Source organism: Streptomyces sp. FIT100 (genome assembly GCF_024584805.1).
In the GTDB taxonomy this organism is placed as follows: Bacteria; Actinomycetota; Actinomycetes; order Streptomycetales; family Streptomycetaceae; genus Streptomyces.
Window position 1 is genome coordinate 153,246 of sequence record NZ_CP075715.1, and the last position, 18,207, is coordinate 171,452.

Genomic DNA, 18,207 nt, shown 5'->3' on the forward strand with positions numbered 1-18,207 from the left:
GCCCGCTCCGACCCCCTTCCGTCGCGTACCTCCTCACCGGGGACTTTCGTCCCGTATGGCCCCACCGGGCACAGCGGTGCTAGAAAGAACACCGTGATCAGGCGCTTCGACCGATTGCGGGGCGTGTCCTTTCGGCGACTGATCGGCAAGCGCCCCAGGAGCGTCGCCGGGCAGGTTTTCGTCCTCCAGGCGGCGGTTGTGGTCCTGCTCGTGCTCGGGGCGATCTTCGCCCTGGTACTGCAGACCCGGCACGACACCGACCGTGCGGCCCGCAACCGCTCGATCGCCGTCGCGGAAACGTTCGCGCACTCCCCTGGGCTGCTGGCCACGCTGCGGCTGCCCGATCCCAGCCGGGTGCTCCAGCCCATCACGGAAGAGACCCGCAAGAGCGCGGGCGTGGACTTCATCGTGGTGATGGACACCAAGGGGATCCGCTACACGCATCCGCAGCCGGACCGGATCGGGAAACGCTTCGTCGGGACGATAGAGCCCTCCCTCGCGGGCAAGGTGCACGTGGAGAGCGTCCAGGGCCCGCTCGGCCACGAGGTCCAGGCGGTGGTCCCCGTGACCGCGCGGGACGGCAAGGTGGTCGCTCTCGTCTCCGCGGGCCTCACCGTGCAGAATGTGACCGGCACCGTGAACCGGCAGCTGCCGGTGATCCTCGGCGCCGGCGCGGCGGGACTGGCGCTCGCCACGGCCGGCACCGCGCTGGTCACCAGACGGCTGAAACGGCAGACGCACGGTCTCGGCCCGGCCGAGATGACCCGTATGTACGAACACCACGACGCCGTTCTGCACGCCGTGCGGGAAGGGGTCGTCATCGTCAGCGGCGACGGCCGGCTGATGCTGGCGAACGACGAGGCCAGACGCCTGCTGATGCTGGGGCCCAACGGGGAGGGGCGGCCCGTTTCGGAGCTGCCGGGCCTGTCGCCCACCACCGCCGCGCTGCTGTCGTCGGGCCGCGAGGCGACCGACGAGATCCACATCGCCGGAGAGCGGCTGCTTGTGGTGAACCAGCGGCCCACCGACGGCCCCGGCGGCACCATGGGCACGGTCGCGACCGTGCGCGACTCCACGGAGCTCCAGGCGCTGACCGGACGGGCGGAGGTGGCCCGCACCCGGCTCCAGCTGCTCTACGACGCCGGGGTCGGCATCGGCACCACGCTCGACGTCGCGCGCACGGCCCAGGAGCTCGCCGACGTCGCCGTCCCGCGCTTCGCGGACTTCGCGACCGTGGATCTCGCCGACCCGGTCCTGAACGGCGACGAGCCGAACGGCTCCGGCTCCGACATGCGCCGCACGGCCGTCAGCGGCATCCGTGACGACCACCCGCTGTACGAGCGCGGCAGGCTGATCGACTTCCTGCCGTCGACCCCGCAGGCCCGCGGGCTGGGCACCGGGCGGGCGGAGCTGGTCAGGGACCTCTCCGCCGCGCCGGGGTGGCAGGCGCAGGACCCGCGGCGGACGCGGGCGATCGTCGAGTACGGAATCCACTCGCTGATCACCGTCCCGTTGCAGGCCAGGGGCGTCGTCCTGGGCCTGGCGAACTTCTGGCGCTCGGAGAAGCCCGGGCCCTTCGAGGAGGAGGACGTCTCCCTCGCCGAGGAGCTGGTCGCGCGCGCCGCCGTATCCGTCGACAACGCCCGCCGCTACACCCGTGAGCACGCCCTTGCCGTGACGCTCCAGCGGAGCCTGCTGCCGCGCGCCCTGCCCGAGCAGAGCGCGGTCGAGGTGGCGCACCGCTATCTGCCCGCGCAGTCGGGGGTGGGCGGCGACTGGTTCGACGTGATCCCGCTGCCCGGCAGCAGGGTGGCGCTGGTGGTCGGCGATGTCGTCGGGCACGGGCTGCACGCGGCCGCGACGATGGGCCGGCTGCGCACCGCGGTGCACAACTTCTCCACCCTCGACCTGCCGCCCGACGAGCTGCTCGGCCATCTCGACGACCTGGTGGGGCGCATCGACCAGGACGAGCCGGGCGGTGACGGCGGCCCCTCGATGACGGGCGCCACCTGTCTGTACGCGGTCTACGACCCCGTCTCGCGCAGATGTGCGATGGCCAGGGCGGGGCATCCACTGCCCGCGCTGGTCCATCCGGACGGCACGGTCGAGTTCCCGGAGCTGCCGGCCGGGCCGCCGCTGGGGCTCGGCGGCATGCCGTTCGAGACGGCGGAGCTCGAGCTCGCCGAGGGCAGCCGGCTGGTCTTCTACACGGACGGCCTGATCGAGGACCGCCACCGGGACATCGACGTGGGGATCGAGCTGCTGCGCGAGACGCTCGCCCACGCCGACCGGACTCCTGAGGAGACCTGCGAGGACGTGATGAGCGCCCTCCTGCCCGCCCGTCCGAAGGACGACGTGGCCCTGCTCATCGCCCGCAGCCGGGCTCTCGGCGCCGACCGGGTGGCGGACTGGGACGTGCCGCCCGATCCCAGCGCGGTCGCCGGCATGCGCGCGAAGGCGGTCGAGACGCTGGAGGGCTGGGGCCTGTCCGAACAGTCCTTCGCCATCGAACTGATCCTCAGCGAACTCCTCACCAACGCCATCCGCTACGGAACGGCGCCGATCCGGGTGCGGCTGCTCCACGACCAGACGGTGACCTGCGAGGTGGCCGACGGCAGCAGCACCTCACCGCATCTGCGGTACGCGGCGACGACGGACGAGGGCGGCCGCGGGCTGTTCCTGGTGGCGCAGATGGCCGAGCGCTGGGGCACGCGGTACACGCCGGACGGGAAGATCATCTGGGCCGAACTGCCGCCGCAGGGCGCGGAGCCGCACCCGGACGCCGCGGCGGCGATGTTCGGTTTCACGGACGAAGACCTGCTCTGACGCCGCCCGCCGGCGCGGGTGGACACCAGGTCCGGGGCCGGACCCGTCGGCCCCAGGTCACCGCTGCGGCTCGGGCGGTACGCGGCACACCTCGTCGGCGCCCGGGCGCCCGCGGCGACCACGTCGTCCGCCGCTCCCGACGCGCCGCACGCCACCGCACGCCCGCGGACCTCGTCACCGGCCTCGAAGGCCGCGGCCCCGCACGGGCCGAAGGCGAGGCCGACGAGGCCGACGAGGGCGTGCGACACACTCGTGCGGAGTAGGTTTCACGGCCGATCACGGCTTCGCGCGGTCCACTGGAGACATGCCAGAGGTCGGGATCTCCGTCGTCGTACCGTGCTTCAACGAGAGCGAGGTGCTCGGCTCCTTCCACACCGCGCTGACGGCGGCGCTGGAGCCGACCGGCGAGCACTTCGAGATCTGCTACGTCGACGACGGCAGCGGTGACGGGACCGTCGAGCGGCTGCGGGAGCTGGCCGCGTGCGCTCCCGAGGTGCGCTACACCTCCTTCAGCCGGAACTTCGGCAAGGAGGCGGCCATGCTCGCCGGGATGCGGATGTCCCGGGGCGCCGCGGTCGTCCTCATGGACGCCGACCTCCAGCATCCGCCCGAACTCCTGCCCCGGATGCTGGAGCTGCACCGGCACGGCTACGACCAGGTCGTGGCCCGGCGCGACCGCACCGGCGAAGGCACCCTGCGCACCGCCGCCAGCAGGGCGTACTACCGGCTGGTGCGCCACTTCATGGACGTCGAGATCGCCGACGGGGCGGGTGACTTCCGGCTGCTGTCGCGCAGGGCGGTGAACGCCGTGCTGTCCCTCCCGGAGAACAACCGCTTCTCCAAGGGGCTGTTCTCCTGGGTCGGCTTCGACACGGTCGGCTTCACCTACCGCGGCGTCCCGCGCGCCGCCGGGCGCTCCAAATGGGGCGGCCGGCGGCTGATCGAGTACGGCATCGACGGGCTGCTCTCCTTCAACAGCCGTCCGCTGCGGCTCGCCGTCCACGCCGGGCTCTGGCTCTTCCTGTCCGCCCTGGGCTATGCGCTGTGGATCGTCGCCAACGTCGCGCTCAACGGTGTCGAGACGCCCGGCTACGCGACCCTCATCACGGCCGTCGTCGCGCTCAGCGGGATCCAGCTCGCCACGCTCGGCGTCATCGGGGAGTACGTGGGACGGATCTACCACGAGGCGAAGCGGCGACCGCACTACGTGGTGCGCGAGACGGACGAGCGGGGCCCGCACCTCGCCCCCGGCCGCCCGCCGGCGGCCGCGGCGCGCGCCCGCCCCGAGCGATGAGGCCGCCGCGGCCCTTCAGGCCGCGCCCGGCCGGGCCGAGCGTCTCGGGCCTGCGGCAGTTCGCCCTCTTCGCCGCGATCGGGGTCGTCAACACGGGCGTGTACTACGCCGTGTACACCGTGCTGAACATCTGGCTGCCCTATCTCGCCGCCCACGCGGGCGGGTACGCGGTCGGCGTCACCGGTTCGTTCCTGCTCAACTCGGCCATCACGCTCCGGACGAGGCCGACCTGGCGCGGCTTCGTCCGCTATCCCCTGTCGGGCGTGGTCAGCCTCGTGTGCAGCGGGGTGCTGCTCCATCTCGCCGTCACCCGGCTGCGGATGGACGAGCACCTCGCCGCGATCGCGGCCGGAGCGCTCGTCACACCGCTGTCGTTCCTGCTCGCCCGATGGGCCATCATCTCCGGGGTGCGGGACCCCGTCACGGAAGGCGCGTCGAGTAGGTGACCCGCTCCAGCCGGTAGTAGGTGGCGACGCACTGGGCGGGCCACGCGTCGCGGCCCTCGCGGCGGAAGGGCTCCACCATGCCGCCCACCGACAGGGGCGTGTACGGCAGGACGCCGGCGCCCTCCGCCGCACGGGCGCGCAGCCACGCGTCCTGCCGGTCCCACCGCTCGGCGCGTACGCGCATGTCCTGGCCCAACTGGTGGAGCGGGCCCGCGAGTCCGACGGCGGTGCCCGCGTACACCGCCACGGCGGCGGCCGCCGCCCATCCCGTCCACGGCCGGGGCGCACGGGTGCGCAGCGCCCGGCCCAGCAGGACACCGGCGGCCACCAGCACCAGGACGTACAGCAGGAGGTAGTCGTTCCATGTGCGGGCGGCGGACACCACGCGCGGGCCGAAGACCGGGTAGGTGACCACGGTGCAGAGATAGCCGGAGACGAGGAAGGTGAGCGCGCCGAGCGAGGTCCCCAGCGCCGGGCCGCCGGGCCGCAGGACCGGGGGCGCCTCCGGCCTGCGGCGCACGAGCACCCCAAGGAGCACTCCGGCGGCGACGGCACCCGCGTACTGCCAGGTCGTGAACACGGTCTCCAGGATCGTCAGATACCCGCGAGCCGCCGCGGTCAGCGTGTCGGGGGAGGTCATCGATGCCGCCTCCGCCCCGAACCGTTCGCGGCGGCGGCGGGAGCCCGGGGACGTCACCAGCAGGACCGTGCCGATGGCGACGCCCGCCATGGCGACCAGGGTCCAGCGGCGGACGTGGACGCGCACCCGCTCGGCGAACAGCCGGTGGCCGAGCAGGAGGAGGCCGGCGAGCACCACCAGGGCGACCACCGAGGTCTCCTCGGAGAGCGTGCCCAGGAACACCCCGGCGACCAGGACGACGGCCAGGGCGGCGATGCGCCCCCGGCGGCCGCGGGCGCACAGGGCGGGGAGTACGGCCGCGCAGGCGAGCACGGGAGCGAGGGTGTGCGAGACGGAGGCCGCGGGCCAGTAGAAGGTCTTGTAGGTGTTGGGGGTGGCGAGGAGGAAGACCGCGGTGACCATGGCGGCCACGAGCAGCGGCACCCCGGGCGGCACGGCGCGGCCCGACCCCCGCACGAGGAGCGCGGCGAGGGCCCACAGCACGCCGAGCGTGAGCACCACGCTGACCAGCCCGAACCATTGGTGCCCGGCGACGGGGAACTGGGCGTAGAGCCCGACGAGCAGGCCGTTGCCGATCCGGCCGTTGTCGGTGACGTAGAACTTCCCGACCAGCCCCGCGATGCCGTGGTCGCGCACCACGGGCAGGAAGCACCACTCGTCCGCACTGGGCCGGACGTGGCGGCCGAACCACGCGGCGGCCGCCAGGAGGCCGAGGGGCAGCAGGGACAGCAAGGTCAGCAGGCACAGCGCCAGGGTCCGGGCCCGCCGGTGCCTGCCCGGCCGGTCCGGACCCGTCGGGTCTCGCTGGACGGTGACACCCGACGCGCGGACGGCCATGTGCGCAACTGCCTTTCGTGGACTCCCTTGTCGCCGGCTGCCCGGCGGGCTCTCCCCACTCGAGGACAGCCCGGCCCAGCGCGCAACCGGCGGTGATCGATTGGAGCAACGCGGGCGGAGCGCGCGGGACACGGTGGCCTCGGGGGCGTGAATCCGCGGGCGGGGGCTTCAGGGCAGCGCCTGCTCCGTCCAGATCGTCTTGCCGCCCGATGTGCGGCGGGTGCCCCAGCGGCGCGTGTAGTGGGCGACCAGGTCCAGTCCGCGGCCGCCCTCGTCGTCGTAGTCGGCGTGCCGCAGATGCGGGGCGGCGCCGCTGGTGTCGGAGACCTCGCAGGTGAGCACCGTGTCGCGGATCAGCCGTAGCCCGATCGGCCCGTCCGAGTAGCGCACCGCGTTGGTCACCAGCTCGCTGGCGATGAGCCGGGTGCTGAAACCGAGCGCGCCGAGGTCCCACTCCGTGAGCCTGCCGCCGACGAGGCGGCGGGCCGCGGCGGCGCTCTCCGGCTCGTTCGGCAGGGTCCAGGAGCCGAGTTGCTCGGGGCCGAGCACGCGGGTGCGGGCGAGCAGGAGCAGTGCGTCGTCGGCGGGTGCCTCGGGCAGCAGCGCGGAGACGAGGGCGTCGCACTTGTCCTGGAGCGGGCCCGCAGGCCCGCCCAGCGCCTCCCGGTAGAGCGGCAGCCGGCTGTCCGCGGTGCCCCGGAGAAGTCCCGCGTTCTGCAGGGCGAGGATGCTGCCTTCCGGGAGATCGAGCTCGCTCGCGGTGTACGCGGAGATGCCGCGGCCGAGGCTCGGGCCGTCCGGGCAGTCGGCGGCCTCGACACGGCCGTCGGGCAGGACGACCACGGGCGGCGGGTGGCCCGCCCGGGCGAGGACGCAGCGGCGGGTGGCGGGGTCGTAGACGACGTACAGGCAGGCCGCCGTCATGGGCGGCTCGTCGGGGTCCTCCCCCGGCGGGTACTCCTGGGCGAGCCGGCCGGTCACGTCGTGGAGGCGTTCGAGGAGTTCGTCGGGCCGGAGCTCCATGGCGGCGAAGGCGCTGACGGCCGTGCGCAGCCGGCCCATCGTGGTCACCGCCTGCATGCCGCGCCCGGACACGTCGCCCGCCACGAGGGCGATCCGCGCGCCGGACAGCGGGAGGACGTCGTACCAGACGCCGCTGGAGGCCACCGGCAGGTACGAGTACGCCGTCTCCACCGCGGCGTGCGCGGGCAGCCGGGCGGGTACCAGGGTGCGCTGGGTGAGCCGGGCCAGGGTGTGCTCGCGGGTGTAGCGGCGGGCGTTGTCGACGCAGACCGCGGCGCGGGCCGCCAGGTCGCGGGCGAGTTCGAGGTCCTCGTCCTCGAAGGGTCTGGAGCCCTTCGTGCGGTAGAAGGCCGCCATGCCGAGCACCACGCCGCGGGCGGCGAGGGGGACGGCGATGAGCGAGTGCGCGCCGGCCTCCCGCAGCACCTCGGCCCAGGCCGGGTCCCGGGCGGTCCACGCCTCCTCCTGGCCCAGGCTGCGCACGAGCCGGGGCCGCAGGTCGGCCACGGCCCGCGCGTACGGGGTGCCGAACCGCATGACGCGCACGTCCCCGCTCACGTAGGCGTCGCGCACCGCGCGCTCGGCGCTCGCACGGAAGCCCGCCCTGCGCACCGTGACCTGGTCGAGCAGCGGACCGGGGGCGGGTGCCTCGCCGTGCAGGACGGAGTCCAGGACGTCGACGGCCGCGATGCCGGCCAGCTCGGGCGTGGCGGCGTCGGCGAGTTCCTGCGCCGTGCGGAAGACGTCCAGGGTGGTGCCGATGGTCTCGCCGGCCCGGTAGAGCAGTTCCAGGCGCCGCTCGGCGCAGTCCCGTTCGGTGACGTCGACCGCCGTGACGCCGAGGCCCAGGGGGCTGCCTTCGGCGTCCTGGATGCGGAAGGCGGAGAGCGACAGGACCCGCTCCTCGTCCCCCGTCCGGGCGACCCGTCCCCGGTGCCGGTGGTCGACGACCGGCACCCCGGTCTCCAGCACGCCGCGGAGCATGCGCTCCGCCTCCTCGTCGAGGAGGCCCAGCTCCCGCGCCGTCCGCCCCACGCGGCCGGCCGCCTCGCCCGCGTCGATCCCGCGTACGCCCGGCCCTTCGGCGTTGAACTCCACGATCCGCAGATCGCTGTCGAGCACGTGCAGGCCGATCGGCGGCTCGCTGAAGAGGGCCTTGAGCAGTGCCACGGAGAAGTCGGGATCCATGCCGTACGCGCCTCCTTAGTCGTACGGCGCCATGTGCTGCCCCTCGGCCTCCATTGACCCGCAGTCCGCTGAGTGCCGCATCCCGGCCGGGGGTGCCCGGCCCTGGCCGAAAAGCGCTCACCGACGCGTAAGCGTTTACCCTCCGCGCCCGCTTGATCCCGCACTGTAAGGGCGGCCTCCGCCTCACCCCGACACCTGCACTTTTCCGTCAATTTTCACCACAGGCGCACAGAACGCACACGCAGCCTCCACCATGTGACACGTCAGGGCACGACGGCCCCGCTCCCCGAACGCGCGGGCGCCGTCGTGCCGGGGGGACACGGGGAGGGACCTCACCGCATGGAGCGGAGCCGCACGAAGCGGACATTACGCATGGCCGCGCTCGCCGCAGGCGCGCTCGCGCTCTCGGTCGGCGGGCTGCCGGCGGCACCGGTGGCGGCGGACGAGCTGCCCCCGCGGATCGATCTGCGGGTGCTCGTCGTGTCGGACGGCGGACCGGCGGCGGAGGCCGTCGCCGCCGAGCTCGACAGCGCGGGCACGCCGTACACGGTCGTCGAACTCGCCCGTGCGGACCGCCCGTTGATCGACGCGGACTTCCTCGCCGACACGGTCGACGGCCGCCCGCGCGCCAGGTTCCAGGCCGTGGTGCTGCCGGACGACGACCCGTTCCCGGCCGGCTCCGCGGAGATGGCCGCGCTCGTGTCGTACGAGCGGACGTACGCGATCCCGCAGGTCGACGCGTACACGTACGCCAGGCCCGAGACAGGGCTGGAGTACCCCGTCGACGGGGGCTACGCGGGGCCGGTCGACGGCATGCGCGCCGCGGTGACCGCCGCGGGCGCGGCAGGACCGTTCGGCTATCTCGACGGCCCGTTCTCCTTCGAGGACAACGACCCGTCCGTCGCGGAGAGCTGGGGCTTCCTCTCCCGGCCGCGCGCGGGGGCCCCGTTCACGACCTATGTGGACGCGCCGATACCCGGCACGGCGGAGCGGGGCGCGCTCGTCGGCGAGTACCGGCACGACGGACGCAGGGAGCTCGTGGTCACCTTCGTGGCCAACCGGCACCAGCGGCAGTTCAGGGTGCTCGCCCGCGGCATCGTCGACTGGATGACCCAGGGCGTGCGGCTCGGCTCCGCGCGCAACTACTTCAGCGTGCACGTCGACGATGTCCTCGCCGCCGACGACCGCTGGGACACGGAGCTCGACTGCACGCCCGGCGACGTGGACTGCCGGCCGGGCCAGGGCACGCCGGATCCGATCCGGATGACGCCCGACGACGTCGACCGCGCCGTCCGGTGGTCACGCACGCGCGGTTTCACGCTCGATCTGGCGTTCAACGGCGGCGGCAGCGTGGAGCACCGCGAGGAGCACGGCGGCGCCGACCCGCTGGCGGACCGGCTGACCGCGGAGCGGGACACGTTCCGGTGGATCAACCACACCTACGACCACCCGTATCTGGGCTGCGAGCAGGACGTCGCCACCGTCCCGTGGAAGTGCGCGACGAACCCCGACGGCAGCACGCGCTATGTGGGCCGGGCCGAGATATCCCGGCAGATCGCGGACAACCAGGAGTGGGCGCTGCGCGCGGGGCTGCCGCTGGAGAGCGGTGAGCTGGTGACCGGGGAGCACTCCGGGCTCAAGCTCCTGCCCCAGCAGCCCGAGGACAACCCCCACCTCGCGCCGGCGCTCGCGGACAACGGCGTCGCCTGGCTGGGTTCCGACAACTCCCGGGAGCCGGTGCAGCGGCGGGTCGGCCCCGCGCTCACCGTCTCCCGCCACCCGATGAACGTGTTCTACAACGCGGGCCGGGCCGCCGAGCAGGTCGACGAGTACAACTGGATCTACACCAGCAGGGCGCAGGGCGGCAGCGGCATCTGCGAGGGCTCGGCGACCACCAGCTGCCTCGACGCGCCGCTCCCCACCGCGACGGGCTTCGCGGACCATATCGTGCCGCTGGAGGCGCGGATCGCGCTGGGCCACGTCCTCGCGAACGACCCGCGTCCGCACTTCATCCACCAGTCGAACCTGGCCGAGGACCGGATCGCCTATCCGGTACTGGACAGGATCCTCGACGAGTACGCGGCGCTGTACGCCGACAGCGCCCCGCTGGTGAACCTGCGGATGCGCGACATCGGCGCCGAACTGCGCGAACGCGCCGCCTGGGACGGCGCGGTGAAGTCCGGCCAGGTCACCGGCCACCGGATCGGGGACACGGTCACCGTCACGGCCCCGGACGGAGTCGCGGTGAGCGCGACCATGCCCACGGGCACCGCGCAGAGGCTGCCCGACGGGTCCACGGCCGCCTTCGGGCAGCCGTACGCGGGCACGGTCTCCGGCCGGGTGGCCCCGGCGGCGGGCCAGGACGGCGTGGTGCTCGCGCTGCCGCGGGCACCCGGCGCCGACCGCTGACCGCCGCCCCTCCGACTGCGGACCGCGGACCGACCCGCGGACCGCGAACCTACCCTCCGACTGCGGACCGCCGACCGACCCGCGGACCGCGGAGCGCCGACCGACCCGCTGAGCGCTGACCCGAGACGCGAGCACGCCCTCGCACCACTTCACCTCCTGCCGTGGAGTCCGTGAATGCACGCCATGCACACCATGCACGCCCGTCCCCCTGCGCCCCCCGCGTCCCGCCGGGGCGCCGCGCGGGTCACCCTCCTCACCGAAGGCACCTATCCGCACAGTCACGGCGGTGTGAGCGTCTGGTGCGACCAGCTCGTACGCGGCATGCCCGACGTCGACTTCGACGTCATCGCCGTTACGGGCACCGGCCGCGAGCCCGTGGTCTGGGAGCTGCCGCCGCATGTGAGCGAGCCCGTCACGGTCCCTATGTGGGGCCCGGCTCCCGCCGGTTCGCGCCCGCGCGGCCGCCGGGAGCGGCAGCTGACGGCCGCGTACGAACGCTTCCTCACCGCGCTGCTCGACCCGTCCGCCGAGGACGGCTTCGGTCCGGCGCTGTACGAGCTGGCGCGCGCCGCCCGCGACGGGCTGCTCGGCCCAGTCCTGCGCGGCGACCGCGCGCTGCGGGTGCTGACGGGGGTGTGGAACCGGCCGGGCCTGACCGTACGGGAGGCCCGGCCGACGCTGCACGACGCCGTCACCGCCACCGGGCTGCTGGAGCACGCGCTGCGGCCGCTGGGCGCACGCCCGCCCGAGCAGGGGGTGGCGCACGCCGTCAGCGGGGGCATCGCCGTGCTCCCCGGGCTCGCCGCGCTCGAACTCCACGGCGTGCCGCTGCTCCTGACCGAGCACGGGGTCTATCTGCGCGAGCGCTGTCTGGGGTACCGGACGGCGCCGTACCGCTGGCCGGTCAAGGCCGTGCTGCTCGGCTTCTTCCGGCTGCTCGCGCAGGAGTCCTACCGGCGGGCGGCGCTGATCACGCCCGGCAACCGCTACAACCGGCTGTGGGAGGAGCAGGGCGGAGCCGACCCCCGGCTGATACGCACCGTCTACAACGGCGTCGATCCGGCGGCGTTCCCGCCCGCCGGCCCGGAGCCCGGCAGCCCGACGCTGAGCTGGGCGGGACGGGTCGACCCGATCAAGGACCTGGAGACCCTGATCCGCGCCTTCGACGGGGTCAGGGGCGCGCTCCCGCAGGCGACGCTGCGGCTGTTCGGCGGTACGCCGCGCGGCGGGGAGGCGTACCGCGAGCGCTGCGAGGCGCTCGCCGCCTCGCTCGGGCACAGGGACGCGGTCTCCTTCGAGGGCCGGGTCGAGGACATCAGGGACGCGTACGCGGCGGGGAACGTGGTGATGCTGTCCAGCATCAGCGAGGGCTTCCCCTTCACGCTGATCGAGGCGATGTCGTGCGGCCGGGCGACGGTCTCCACCGATGTGGGCGGGGTGCGGGAGGCGGTCGGCGGGACCGGGCTCGTCGTGCCGCCGCGCGATCCGGCCGCGATGGCGGCGGCCGCGCTGGAGCTGCTCGCCGATCCGGTGCGCCGGGCGGCGATGGGCGAGGCGGCCCGGTTGCGGGTGATCGAGCAGTTCACGCTCCGGCAGACCGTGGAGACCTTCCGGTCCATCTACCTCGAACTGTCCGTGCGGGGCGCCTGCCGGCTCGCCGACCCCTGGGGCCCGTCCGCCGAGTCCGGACCGACCTGCGACGGCAGCCCGTTCCCCGGCGCCGGTGCGGCGCTGCGGAGCGTGGCGGGATGAGCGGCCCCATGGCGCTCGAACCGGACGGCGGCGGGGGCGACACGCTCTCGCTGCGGCTGGCCCGCGCCGACACCACGCTCGCCCTGCGGTCGCCGGTGGCCGGCGACGACCCGGTGGACCTGCTGGCGGCCGAACTGTCCGACCGGATAGGGCCCGCCGTCCATCCGTACGAGGTCGCCGCCCTGCTCGAGTCGGAGGGGCTGACCGGCGAGCGGATCACGGAGCGCTACGGCCACCCCGACCTCTTCTCGCTTGCCGCCGATCTCCACGGCCGGGTGCCCCGCAGCTTCCCCGAGCCCCCGCCCGCGGCCGACCCCTGGGCGCCCGACCATGTCCGCTGCGCGCTGCGCGGGGCGCTCTTCGCGCTGCCCGGTCTCGCGTATCTGCTGACCGGGCGGCTGTGGCACACCGAGCGGGGGGTGTACGCACTGGTCGCGGCGGGGCTGCTGTCCTGGGCCTGGGGGCAGGCGCTCAGCCATCGCGCCGCGCTGCGGCTGACCGCTGGGCGCAGGGAGGCGGGCGGCACGCTGCTCGTCGGCGCGCCGTTGGGGGCGCTCGCCGCGTCCCTCGCGGGCTTCGCCGTCGCGGGACCGGGCCCCGCGGCGCTCTTCGCCGCCGGGCAGTCGCTGTATCTCGCGGCGGCCGGGGTGCTGCTGGTGTGCGGCAGGGAGCGCCTGCTGCTCGCGGCGCTCGCCCCGCTGACGGCGGGTGCGGCTGCACTGCCGTGGTGGGATCCGGGTCCGCTGTCGCGCATCGCACTTCCGGCGCTGACGGTCGTGCTGTCCGTCGCCGCCGCGGGGCACGTGATCCGGGAGCTGCTCGGTGCGGACGCCGCGTCCGGTGCCGGGCGCCCGGGGCTCGCCACCTCGCTCCCGTACGGGCTGTTCGGGCTCTCCGCCGCTGTGCTGGTCGCGCTCGTGGGGCAGCGGCAGCCGCTCGCCGTGGTCGCGCTGACGCTGAGCATGGGGCCGGCGGAATGGCTGCTCTACCGCTACCGGGGGCTGTCGGTGGCGGCGCTTCGGGCGACCGTGGACGAGAGGGCCTTCCGGCTGCGGTCCGCGGCGGTGCTGGCGGTCTGCCTGGGCGGCTATCTCCTCCCGCTGGTCCCCGCGGCCCTGCTGACGCGGGCGGCCCCCGGCCCGCTGCTCGCCGTGGCGGCGCTGCTGTGGTGCGCGCTGCTGCTCCAGGCGTTCGGGATCGCCTGGCTGCCTGCCGCGGTCACGCTCGCGACCGCGGCCGCGGCGGGCACGGCGGCCGTCGCGCTCGGCGGCGGCCCGCCGGGCTCCACATCGCTGCTGCTGTGCTGCGGCATCGCGGCCGTGGTGCTCATGGCCGGCGTCCTGTTGCTGCTCGGCAGGCCGGCCGCGCACGCCTGACCTCGCGGTTCCCCGTGGACAGGCTCCCCATGGACCGGCTTCCCGCGGACCGACTCCCCGTGGACCGACTCCTCCGTATGCCAACTCCTGCGACCTGAAAGGAACACGCGTTGACATCCGCACCGCTCGCCGCCGTGACCGGAGCCGAGGGCTTCATCGGCTCGCACCTCACCGAGGCGCTGGTCGCCTCGGGCCACCGGGTCCGCGCCATGGCCCAGTACAACTCCTTCTCCTCCTACGGCTGGCTGGAGACCCTGCCGGCCGAGGTGCTCGACCACGTCGAGATCGTGCTGGGCGACGTCCGCGACCCGGGCTCGGTGCGCGCCCTGGCCGAGGGCGCCGACACGGTCTACCACCTGGCCGCGCTGATCGCGATCCCGTACTCGTACCAGGCGCCGCACAGTTACGTGGAGACGAACGTCACCGGCACCCTCAATGTGCTGGAGGCGGTCCGGGCACTGGACGTCCCGCGGCTCGTGCACACCTCCACGAGTGAGACGTACGGGACCGCGCGGACGGTGCCCATCACCGAGGACCACCCCATCCACACCCAGTCCCCGTACGCGGCCTCGAAGGCCGGCGCGGACCGGCTGGCCGACAGCTACCACGCGAGCTTCGAGACACCGGTGGTGACGCTGCGTCCGTTCAACACCTACGGCCCCCGGCAGTCGATGCGGGCGGTGATCCCGACCGTCATCGGCCAGGTCGCCTCCGGGGCCGGCACCATCACCCTCGGCGATCTGCGGCCCACCCGCGACTTCACCTTCGTCGAGGACACCGCGAGGGCCTTCCTCGCGGTCGGCACCGCTCCGGCCGACGCCGTCGTGGGCCGGACCTTCAACGCCGGTACGGGAGGCGAGATCTCGGTGGGCGAGCTCGTCCGGCTCATCGCCAAGGTCATGGACGCCGACCTCGACGTCCGGGAGGACGCTCAGCGCGTCCGGCCGGCCGGCTCGGAGGTGATGCGGCTGGTCGCGGACGCGAGCCGGCTGCGCGCGGCGACCGGCTGGGCACCCCGGACGGATCTGGAGCAGGGCCTCGCCAGGACCGCGGAGTTCTTCCGCGACCCCGCCCATCTCGCCCGCTACAAGACCGGCATCTACAACGTCTGACCGGCTCCGTCCCAACCGCCGCCCGACGACCACCGACCGAACCATCGACCACCGCACCACCGCACGCTGCATCACCGACCGCCGCACCACCGACCACCGCACCACCGCACGCTGAATCACCGACCGCCGCACCATCGACCGCCGCACCCACAGGGGGGATCCTCATGCACGCAGTGATACTCGCCGGAGGCAAGGGCATCCGGCTGCGTCCGTACACCACCGCGCTGCCGAAGCCGCTCGTCCCGATCGGCGACCGGCACGCCATCCTGGAGATCGTCCTGCGCCAGCTCGCCGCCTGCGGCTTCACCGGCTGCACGATCGCCGTCGGGCATCTCGGCCAGATCATCCGCGCCTACGTCGGCAGCGGTTCACGCTGGGGGCTGAGCATCGACTACGCGACCGAGGAGAACCCGCTCGGCACCATGGGCCCGCTGCTGACCATGCGGGACCGGCTGCCGGAGACCTTCCTGGTGATGAACGGCGACATCCTCACCGACCTCGACTACGCCGATGTGCTGCGGCGCCACCGCACCACCGGCGCCGGGCTGACGATCGCCACCTACGCCCGCAAGGTGCACATCGACTTCGGGGTGCTGACCACGGACGCCGGAAAGGTCGTGGACTTCACGGAGAAGCCCAGCATGGACTACCGGGTGTCGATGGGCGTGTACGGGCTCTCCCGCACCACCCTGGACGGCTACACTCCCGGGCTGCCGCTCGGCTTCGACGAGCTCGTCCTCGATCTGCTGAAGGCCGGGGACGCACCGCACGCCTACGAGTTCGACGGTTACTGGCTGGACATCGGCCGCCCCGACGACTACGACCGGGCCAACGCCGAGTTCACCACCCAGAAGTCACTGCTGCTCAAGGGAGCCTGACCACGACATGCGCATCCTCGTCCTGGGCTTCAACGGATACCTGGGCGGCCACATCGCCGGACAGCTGCGCGCCCTCGGGGGCGTGCGGCTGTTCGGCGCGGGCCGCGCCCCGACCGCCGATCTGCACATCGACCTCGCCACGGCCACGACGGAGCAGCTGGCCGACGCGCTCGCCGACTTCTCACCCGACGCGGTCGTCAACTGCGCGGGGGCACTGGGCAGCGATCCGGTGTCGGACGCCGAGGTCAACGCGCGCGGGCCCGCCGTGCTGTGCGGGGCGCTGCGGCTGGCCGCGCCGGCCGCCCGGCTGGTGCACCTGGGTTCGGCCGCCGAGTACGGAGCGGCCGGCCACGGCGTGCGGGTCACCGAGTCGTCCTCCACCCGGCCGGCCGGCACGTACGGCGCGACCAAGCTCGCGGGCACGGTCGCGGTCGCCTCGTCGGGGCTCGACGCGGTCGTGCTGCGGGTCGGCAACCCGGTCGGGCCGGGCGCACCGCCCATGAGCCTGCCGGGCCGCACCGCGCTGCGGCTCCTCCGGGCCGGCACGGACCCGGACGCGGTCCTCCGCCTCGGCGAGCTGTCCGCGTACCGGGACTTCGTCGACGTACGGGACGTGGCCCGGGCGGCCGTGCTGGCCACGACCGTGCCCGGGCCGCTGCCCCGCATCCTCAACATCGGCGGCGGTCACGCCGTCCCGATCAGGGAGCTGGTGCGGACGCTGGCGGACGTGGCGGGGTTCCGGGGGCGGATCGACGAGACCGCCGACGCCGAGGCCGGATCGGTCCGCTCCGCCGGGGTCGGCTGGCAGTGCTCCGACATCACCGCGGCCCGCGAGGCGCTCGGCTGGGAGCCCCGGTTCACCCTGGCGGACTCGCTCGCCGCGCTGTGGGCGTCGGAGACGTCCCGGCCGCGTCTGGAAGCGATGCCATGACGCTGCTCGTTCCGCTCTATGTCCATCCCGCCCAGGACCCGGGAGCCTGGCGGCTGCTCACGCGGGCCGCGGCAGCGCACCGGCTCTACGGAGTGGTGCTGAACGCGGCGGACGGCCCCGGCGCCGCGCCCGACCCGGCGTTCGCCGCCGCCTCCCGCGCCCTGCGGGCGGCGGGCACCCGCGTCCTCGGCTACGTCGACCTGGACTACGGCGTGCGCCCGGACTCCGCCGTCCTCGACGACGTCGACCGCCACCGCGACTGGTACGGCGCCGACGGCTGCTTCTTCGACCAGGTGCCGGCCGACGCGTCGGCGCTGCCCGTGTGCCGCCGGCTGGTGCGTGCGGCGCGGCAGCGGGGCGCGGCGACGGTCGTCCTCAACCCCGGGGTGCATCCGGCGCCCGGCTACGCCCGGATCGCGGATCTGCTCGTGACGTTCGAGGGACCGTGGACGGCGTACCTGTCGTCCTTCACCCTCCCGCGCTGGACCGCCCGCCATCCACCGCAGCGGTTCTGCCATCTCGTGTACGGGGTGCCGGCCGCGCTGGCCCAGGTCGCCGAGCGGGCGGCCGAGGAGCGCGGCGCGGCGGTGTCGTGCGCGGTCGCGGACACGCTGCCCAATCCCTGGGCGGCCCCGCCGCCCGCCCTGCTCGGGGAGGCGCCGTGAGCCACCCCACCGCCCTGCTCGGGGAGGCGCCGTGACCCGCCGGATCCGGGGGCCGCTGGCCGTGGCCCTTGTTGTCCTACTGGTGCTGTCCGCGGGCTGTAGCTCCGGCGGCCCCGCCCCTGAGGAGGCGCGCTGGCAGCCCCGCCCCGGCACGCCCTGGCAGTGGCAGCTCGACGGCCGCGCCGACCCGGCGGCCGCCGACGTGCCCGTCTACGACATCGACGGCTTCGAGAACTCCGCGGCCGATGTCGCCCGGCTGCACCGGGACGGCCGCAGGGTCATCTGCTACATCAACGCCGGTGCCTGGGAGGACTTCCGCCCCGATCAGGCGCGCTTCCCGGCCTCCGTGCGCGGCGGACCGAACGGCTGGGACGGCGAGCGCTGGCTGGACATCCGGCGGACGGAGGTCCTGCGGCCGCTGCTGGAGCGGCGTTTCGACATGTGCCGGGACAAGGGCTTCGACGCGGTCGAGCCGGACCTCATGGACGGCTACCTGCACGACACGGGCTTCCCGCTGACCGCAGCCCACCAGCTCGCCTACAACCGCATGATCGCCCGTATCGCCCATGAACGCGGCCTGTCCGTGGGCCTCAAGAACGATCTGCCGCAGATCCCGGAGCTCGCGGGGGACTTCGACTTCGCGGTCAACGAGGAGTGCGCCCAGTACGGCGAATGCGCCCGGCTCACGCCCTTCGTCGAGGCGGGGAAGGCCGTCTTCCATGTCGAGTACGCCCTGACCGTACGGGAGTTCTGCGCCGAGGCCCGCCGTCTCGGGCTGTCCTCGATGCGCAAGAAGCCGGCGCTGGACCGCTGGCGCCAGCCCTGCTGAT

Annotated in this window: 12 protein-coding genes and 1 pseudogene; 11 read left to right on the forward strand and 2 right to left on the reverse strand. The window is 74.1% G+C overall.

The features are described from left to right. The first annotated feature begins 123 nt into the window (after window positions 1-123). The 3 genes from KK483_RS00650 to KK483_RS00660 all read left to right on the forward strand — a co-directional run bounded on the left by KK483_RS00650 (window position 124) and on the right by KK483_RS00660 (window position 4,566). A complete protein-coding gene (locus KK483_RS00650) occupies window positions 124-2,826 on the forward strand; it encodes a SpoIIE family protein phosphatase/ATP-binding protein (RefSeq protein ID WP_262002815.1) in 2,703 nt (900 codons plus the stop codon). Between the two features lie 304 nt (window positions 2,827-3,130). Beyond that, window positions 3,131-4,120: a glycosyltransferase family 2 protein gene (locus tag KK483_RS00655; protein ID WP_262002817.1), complete on the forward strand. Its 990-nt coding sequence runs from the start codon at window positions 3,131-3,133 to the stop codon at window positions 4,118-4,120. Beyond that, window positions 4,117-4,566, forward strand: coding sequence for a GtrA family protein (locus KK483_RS00660; RefSeq protein ID WP_262002819.1), 450 nt, complete (start codon window positions 4,117-4,119; stop codon window positions 4,564-4,566). Before KK483_RS00655 ends, KK483_RS00660 begins: the two co-directional genes overlap by 4 nt. On the opposite strand, the gene KK483_RS00665 is transcribed toward KK483_RS00660, so the two are convergent. Both KK483_RS00665 and KK483_RS00670 read right to left on the reverse strand, forming a co-directional pair. Further along, window positions 4,541-6,043, reverse strand: a complete 1,503-nt coding sequence (locus tag KK483_RS00665) for a DUF6056 family protein (RefSeq protein ID WP_262002821.1) — start codon at window positions 6,041-6,043, stop codon at window positions 4,541-4,543. The genes KK483_RS00660 and KK483_RS00665 overlap by 26 nt on opposite strands. Before the next feature lie 168 nt (window positions 6,044-6,211). Then, window positions 6,212-8,254 carry a SpoIIE family protein phosphatase gene (locus KK483_RS00670; protein ID WP_262002823.1) on the reverse strand — a complete coding sequence of 681 codons (2,043 nt, stop codon included), beginning with the start codon at window positions 8,252-8,254 and terminating at the stop codon, window positions 6,212-6,214. Window positions 8,255-8,593: 339 nt separating this feature from the next. On the opposite strand from KK483_RS00670, the pseudogene KK483_RS00675 reads away from it, so the two are divergent. From KK483_RS00675 to KK483_RS00710, 8 genes and pseudogenes are all read left to right on the forward strand, one after another. Beyond that, a pseudogene (locus tag KK483_RS00675) lies at window positions 8,594-10,782 on the forward strand (hypothetical protein). Window positions 10,783-10,846: 64 nt separating this feature from the next. Next, a complete protein-coding gene (gene pelF, locus KK483_RS00680; RefSeq protein WP_262009284.1) occupies window positions 10,847-12,415 on the forward strand; it encodes a GT4 family glycosyltransferase PelF in 1,569 nt (522 codons plus the stop codon). Continuing rightward, window positions 12,412-13,791 (forward strand): hypothetical protein, encoded by a 1,380-nt coding sequence (locus tag KK483_RS00685; protein ID WP_262002826.1) that lies wholly within the window; start codon window positions 12,412-12,414, stop codon window positions 13,789-13,791. Before pelF ends, KK483_RS00685 begins: the two co-directional genes overlap by 4 nt. 110 nt (window positions 13,792-13,901) lie before the next feature. Further along, a complete protein-coding gene (locus KK483_RS00690; protein WP_262002828.1) occupies window positions 13,902-14,903 on the forward strand; it encodes an SDR family NAD(P)-dependent oxidoreductase in 1,002 nt (333 codons plus the stop codon). A gap of 164 nt (window positions 14,904-15,067) precedes the next feature. Continuing rightward, window positions 15,068-15,781, forward strand: a complete 714-nt coding sequence (locus KK483_RS00695) for a sugar phosphate nucleotidyltransferase (RefSeq protein WP_262002830.1) — start codon at window positions 15,068-15,070, stop codon at window positions 15,779-15,781. Window positions 15,782-15,788: 7 nt separating this feature from the next. After that, a complete protein-coding gene (locus tag KK483_RS00700; RefSeq protein ID WP_262002831.1) occupies window positions 15,789-16,712 on the forward strand; it encodes an NAD(P)-dependent oxidoreductase in 924 nt (307 codons plus the stop codon). After that, window positions 16,709-17,377: a spherulation-specific family 4 protein gene (locus KK483_RS00705; protein WP_262002832.1), complete on the forward strand. Its 669-nt coding sequence runs from the start codon at window positions 16,709-16,711 to the stop codon at window positions 17,375-17,377. The genes KK483_RS00700 and KK483_RS00705 overlap by 4 nt, the downstream gene beginning before the upstream one ends. A 31-nt stretch (window positions 17,378-17,408) precedes the next feature. Beyond that, on the forward strand, window positions 17,409-18,206 hold the full coding sequence (locus tag KK483_RS00710) for an endo alpha-1,4 polygalactosaminidase (RefSeq protein ID WP_399012946.1): 798 nt from the start codon (window positions 17,409-17,411) through the stop codon (window positions 18,204-18,206). Window position 18,207: the final 1 nt, after the last annotated feature.

Coding starts and splice junctions, on each gene's coding strand:
- KK483_RS00655 (WP_262002817.1), top strand. CDS start 3,131: ATGCCAGAGGTCGGGATCTCCGTCGTCGTACCGTGCTTCAACGAGAGC.
- KK483_RS00660 (WP_262002819.1), top strand. CDS start 4,117: ATGAGGCCGCCGCGGCCCTTCAGGCCGCGCCCGGCCGGGCCGAGCGTC.
- KK483_RS00665 (WP_262002821.1), bottom strand. CDS start 6,043: ATGGCCGTCCGCGCGTCGGGTGTCACCGTCCAGCGAGACCCGACGGGT.
- KK483_RS00670 (WP_262002823.1), bottom strand. CDS start 8,254: ATGGATCCCGACTTCTCCGTGGCACTGCTCAAGGCCCTCTTCAGCGAG.
- pelF (WP_262009284.1), top strand. CDS start 10,847: ATGCACACCATGCACGCCCGTCCCCCTGCGCCCCCCGCGTCCCGCCGG.
- KK483_RS00685 (WP_262002826.1), top strand. CDS start 12,412: ATGAGCGGCCCCATGGCGCTCGAACCGGACGGCGGCGGGGGCGACACG.
- KK483_RS00695 (WP_262002830.1), top strand. CDS start 15,068: ATGCACGCAGTGATACTCGCCGGAGGCAAGGGCATCCGGCTGCGTCCG.
- KK483_RS00700 (WP_262002831.1), top strand. CDS start 15,789: ATGCGCATCCTCGTCCTGGGCTTCAACGGATACCTGGGCGGCCACATC.
- KK483_RS00705 (WP_262002832.1), top strand. CDS start 16,709: ATGACGCTGCTCGTTCCGCTCTATGTCCATCCCGCCCAGGACCCGGGA.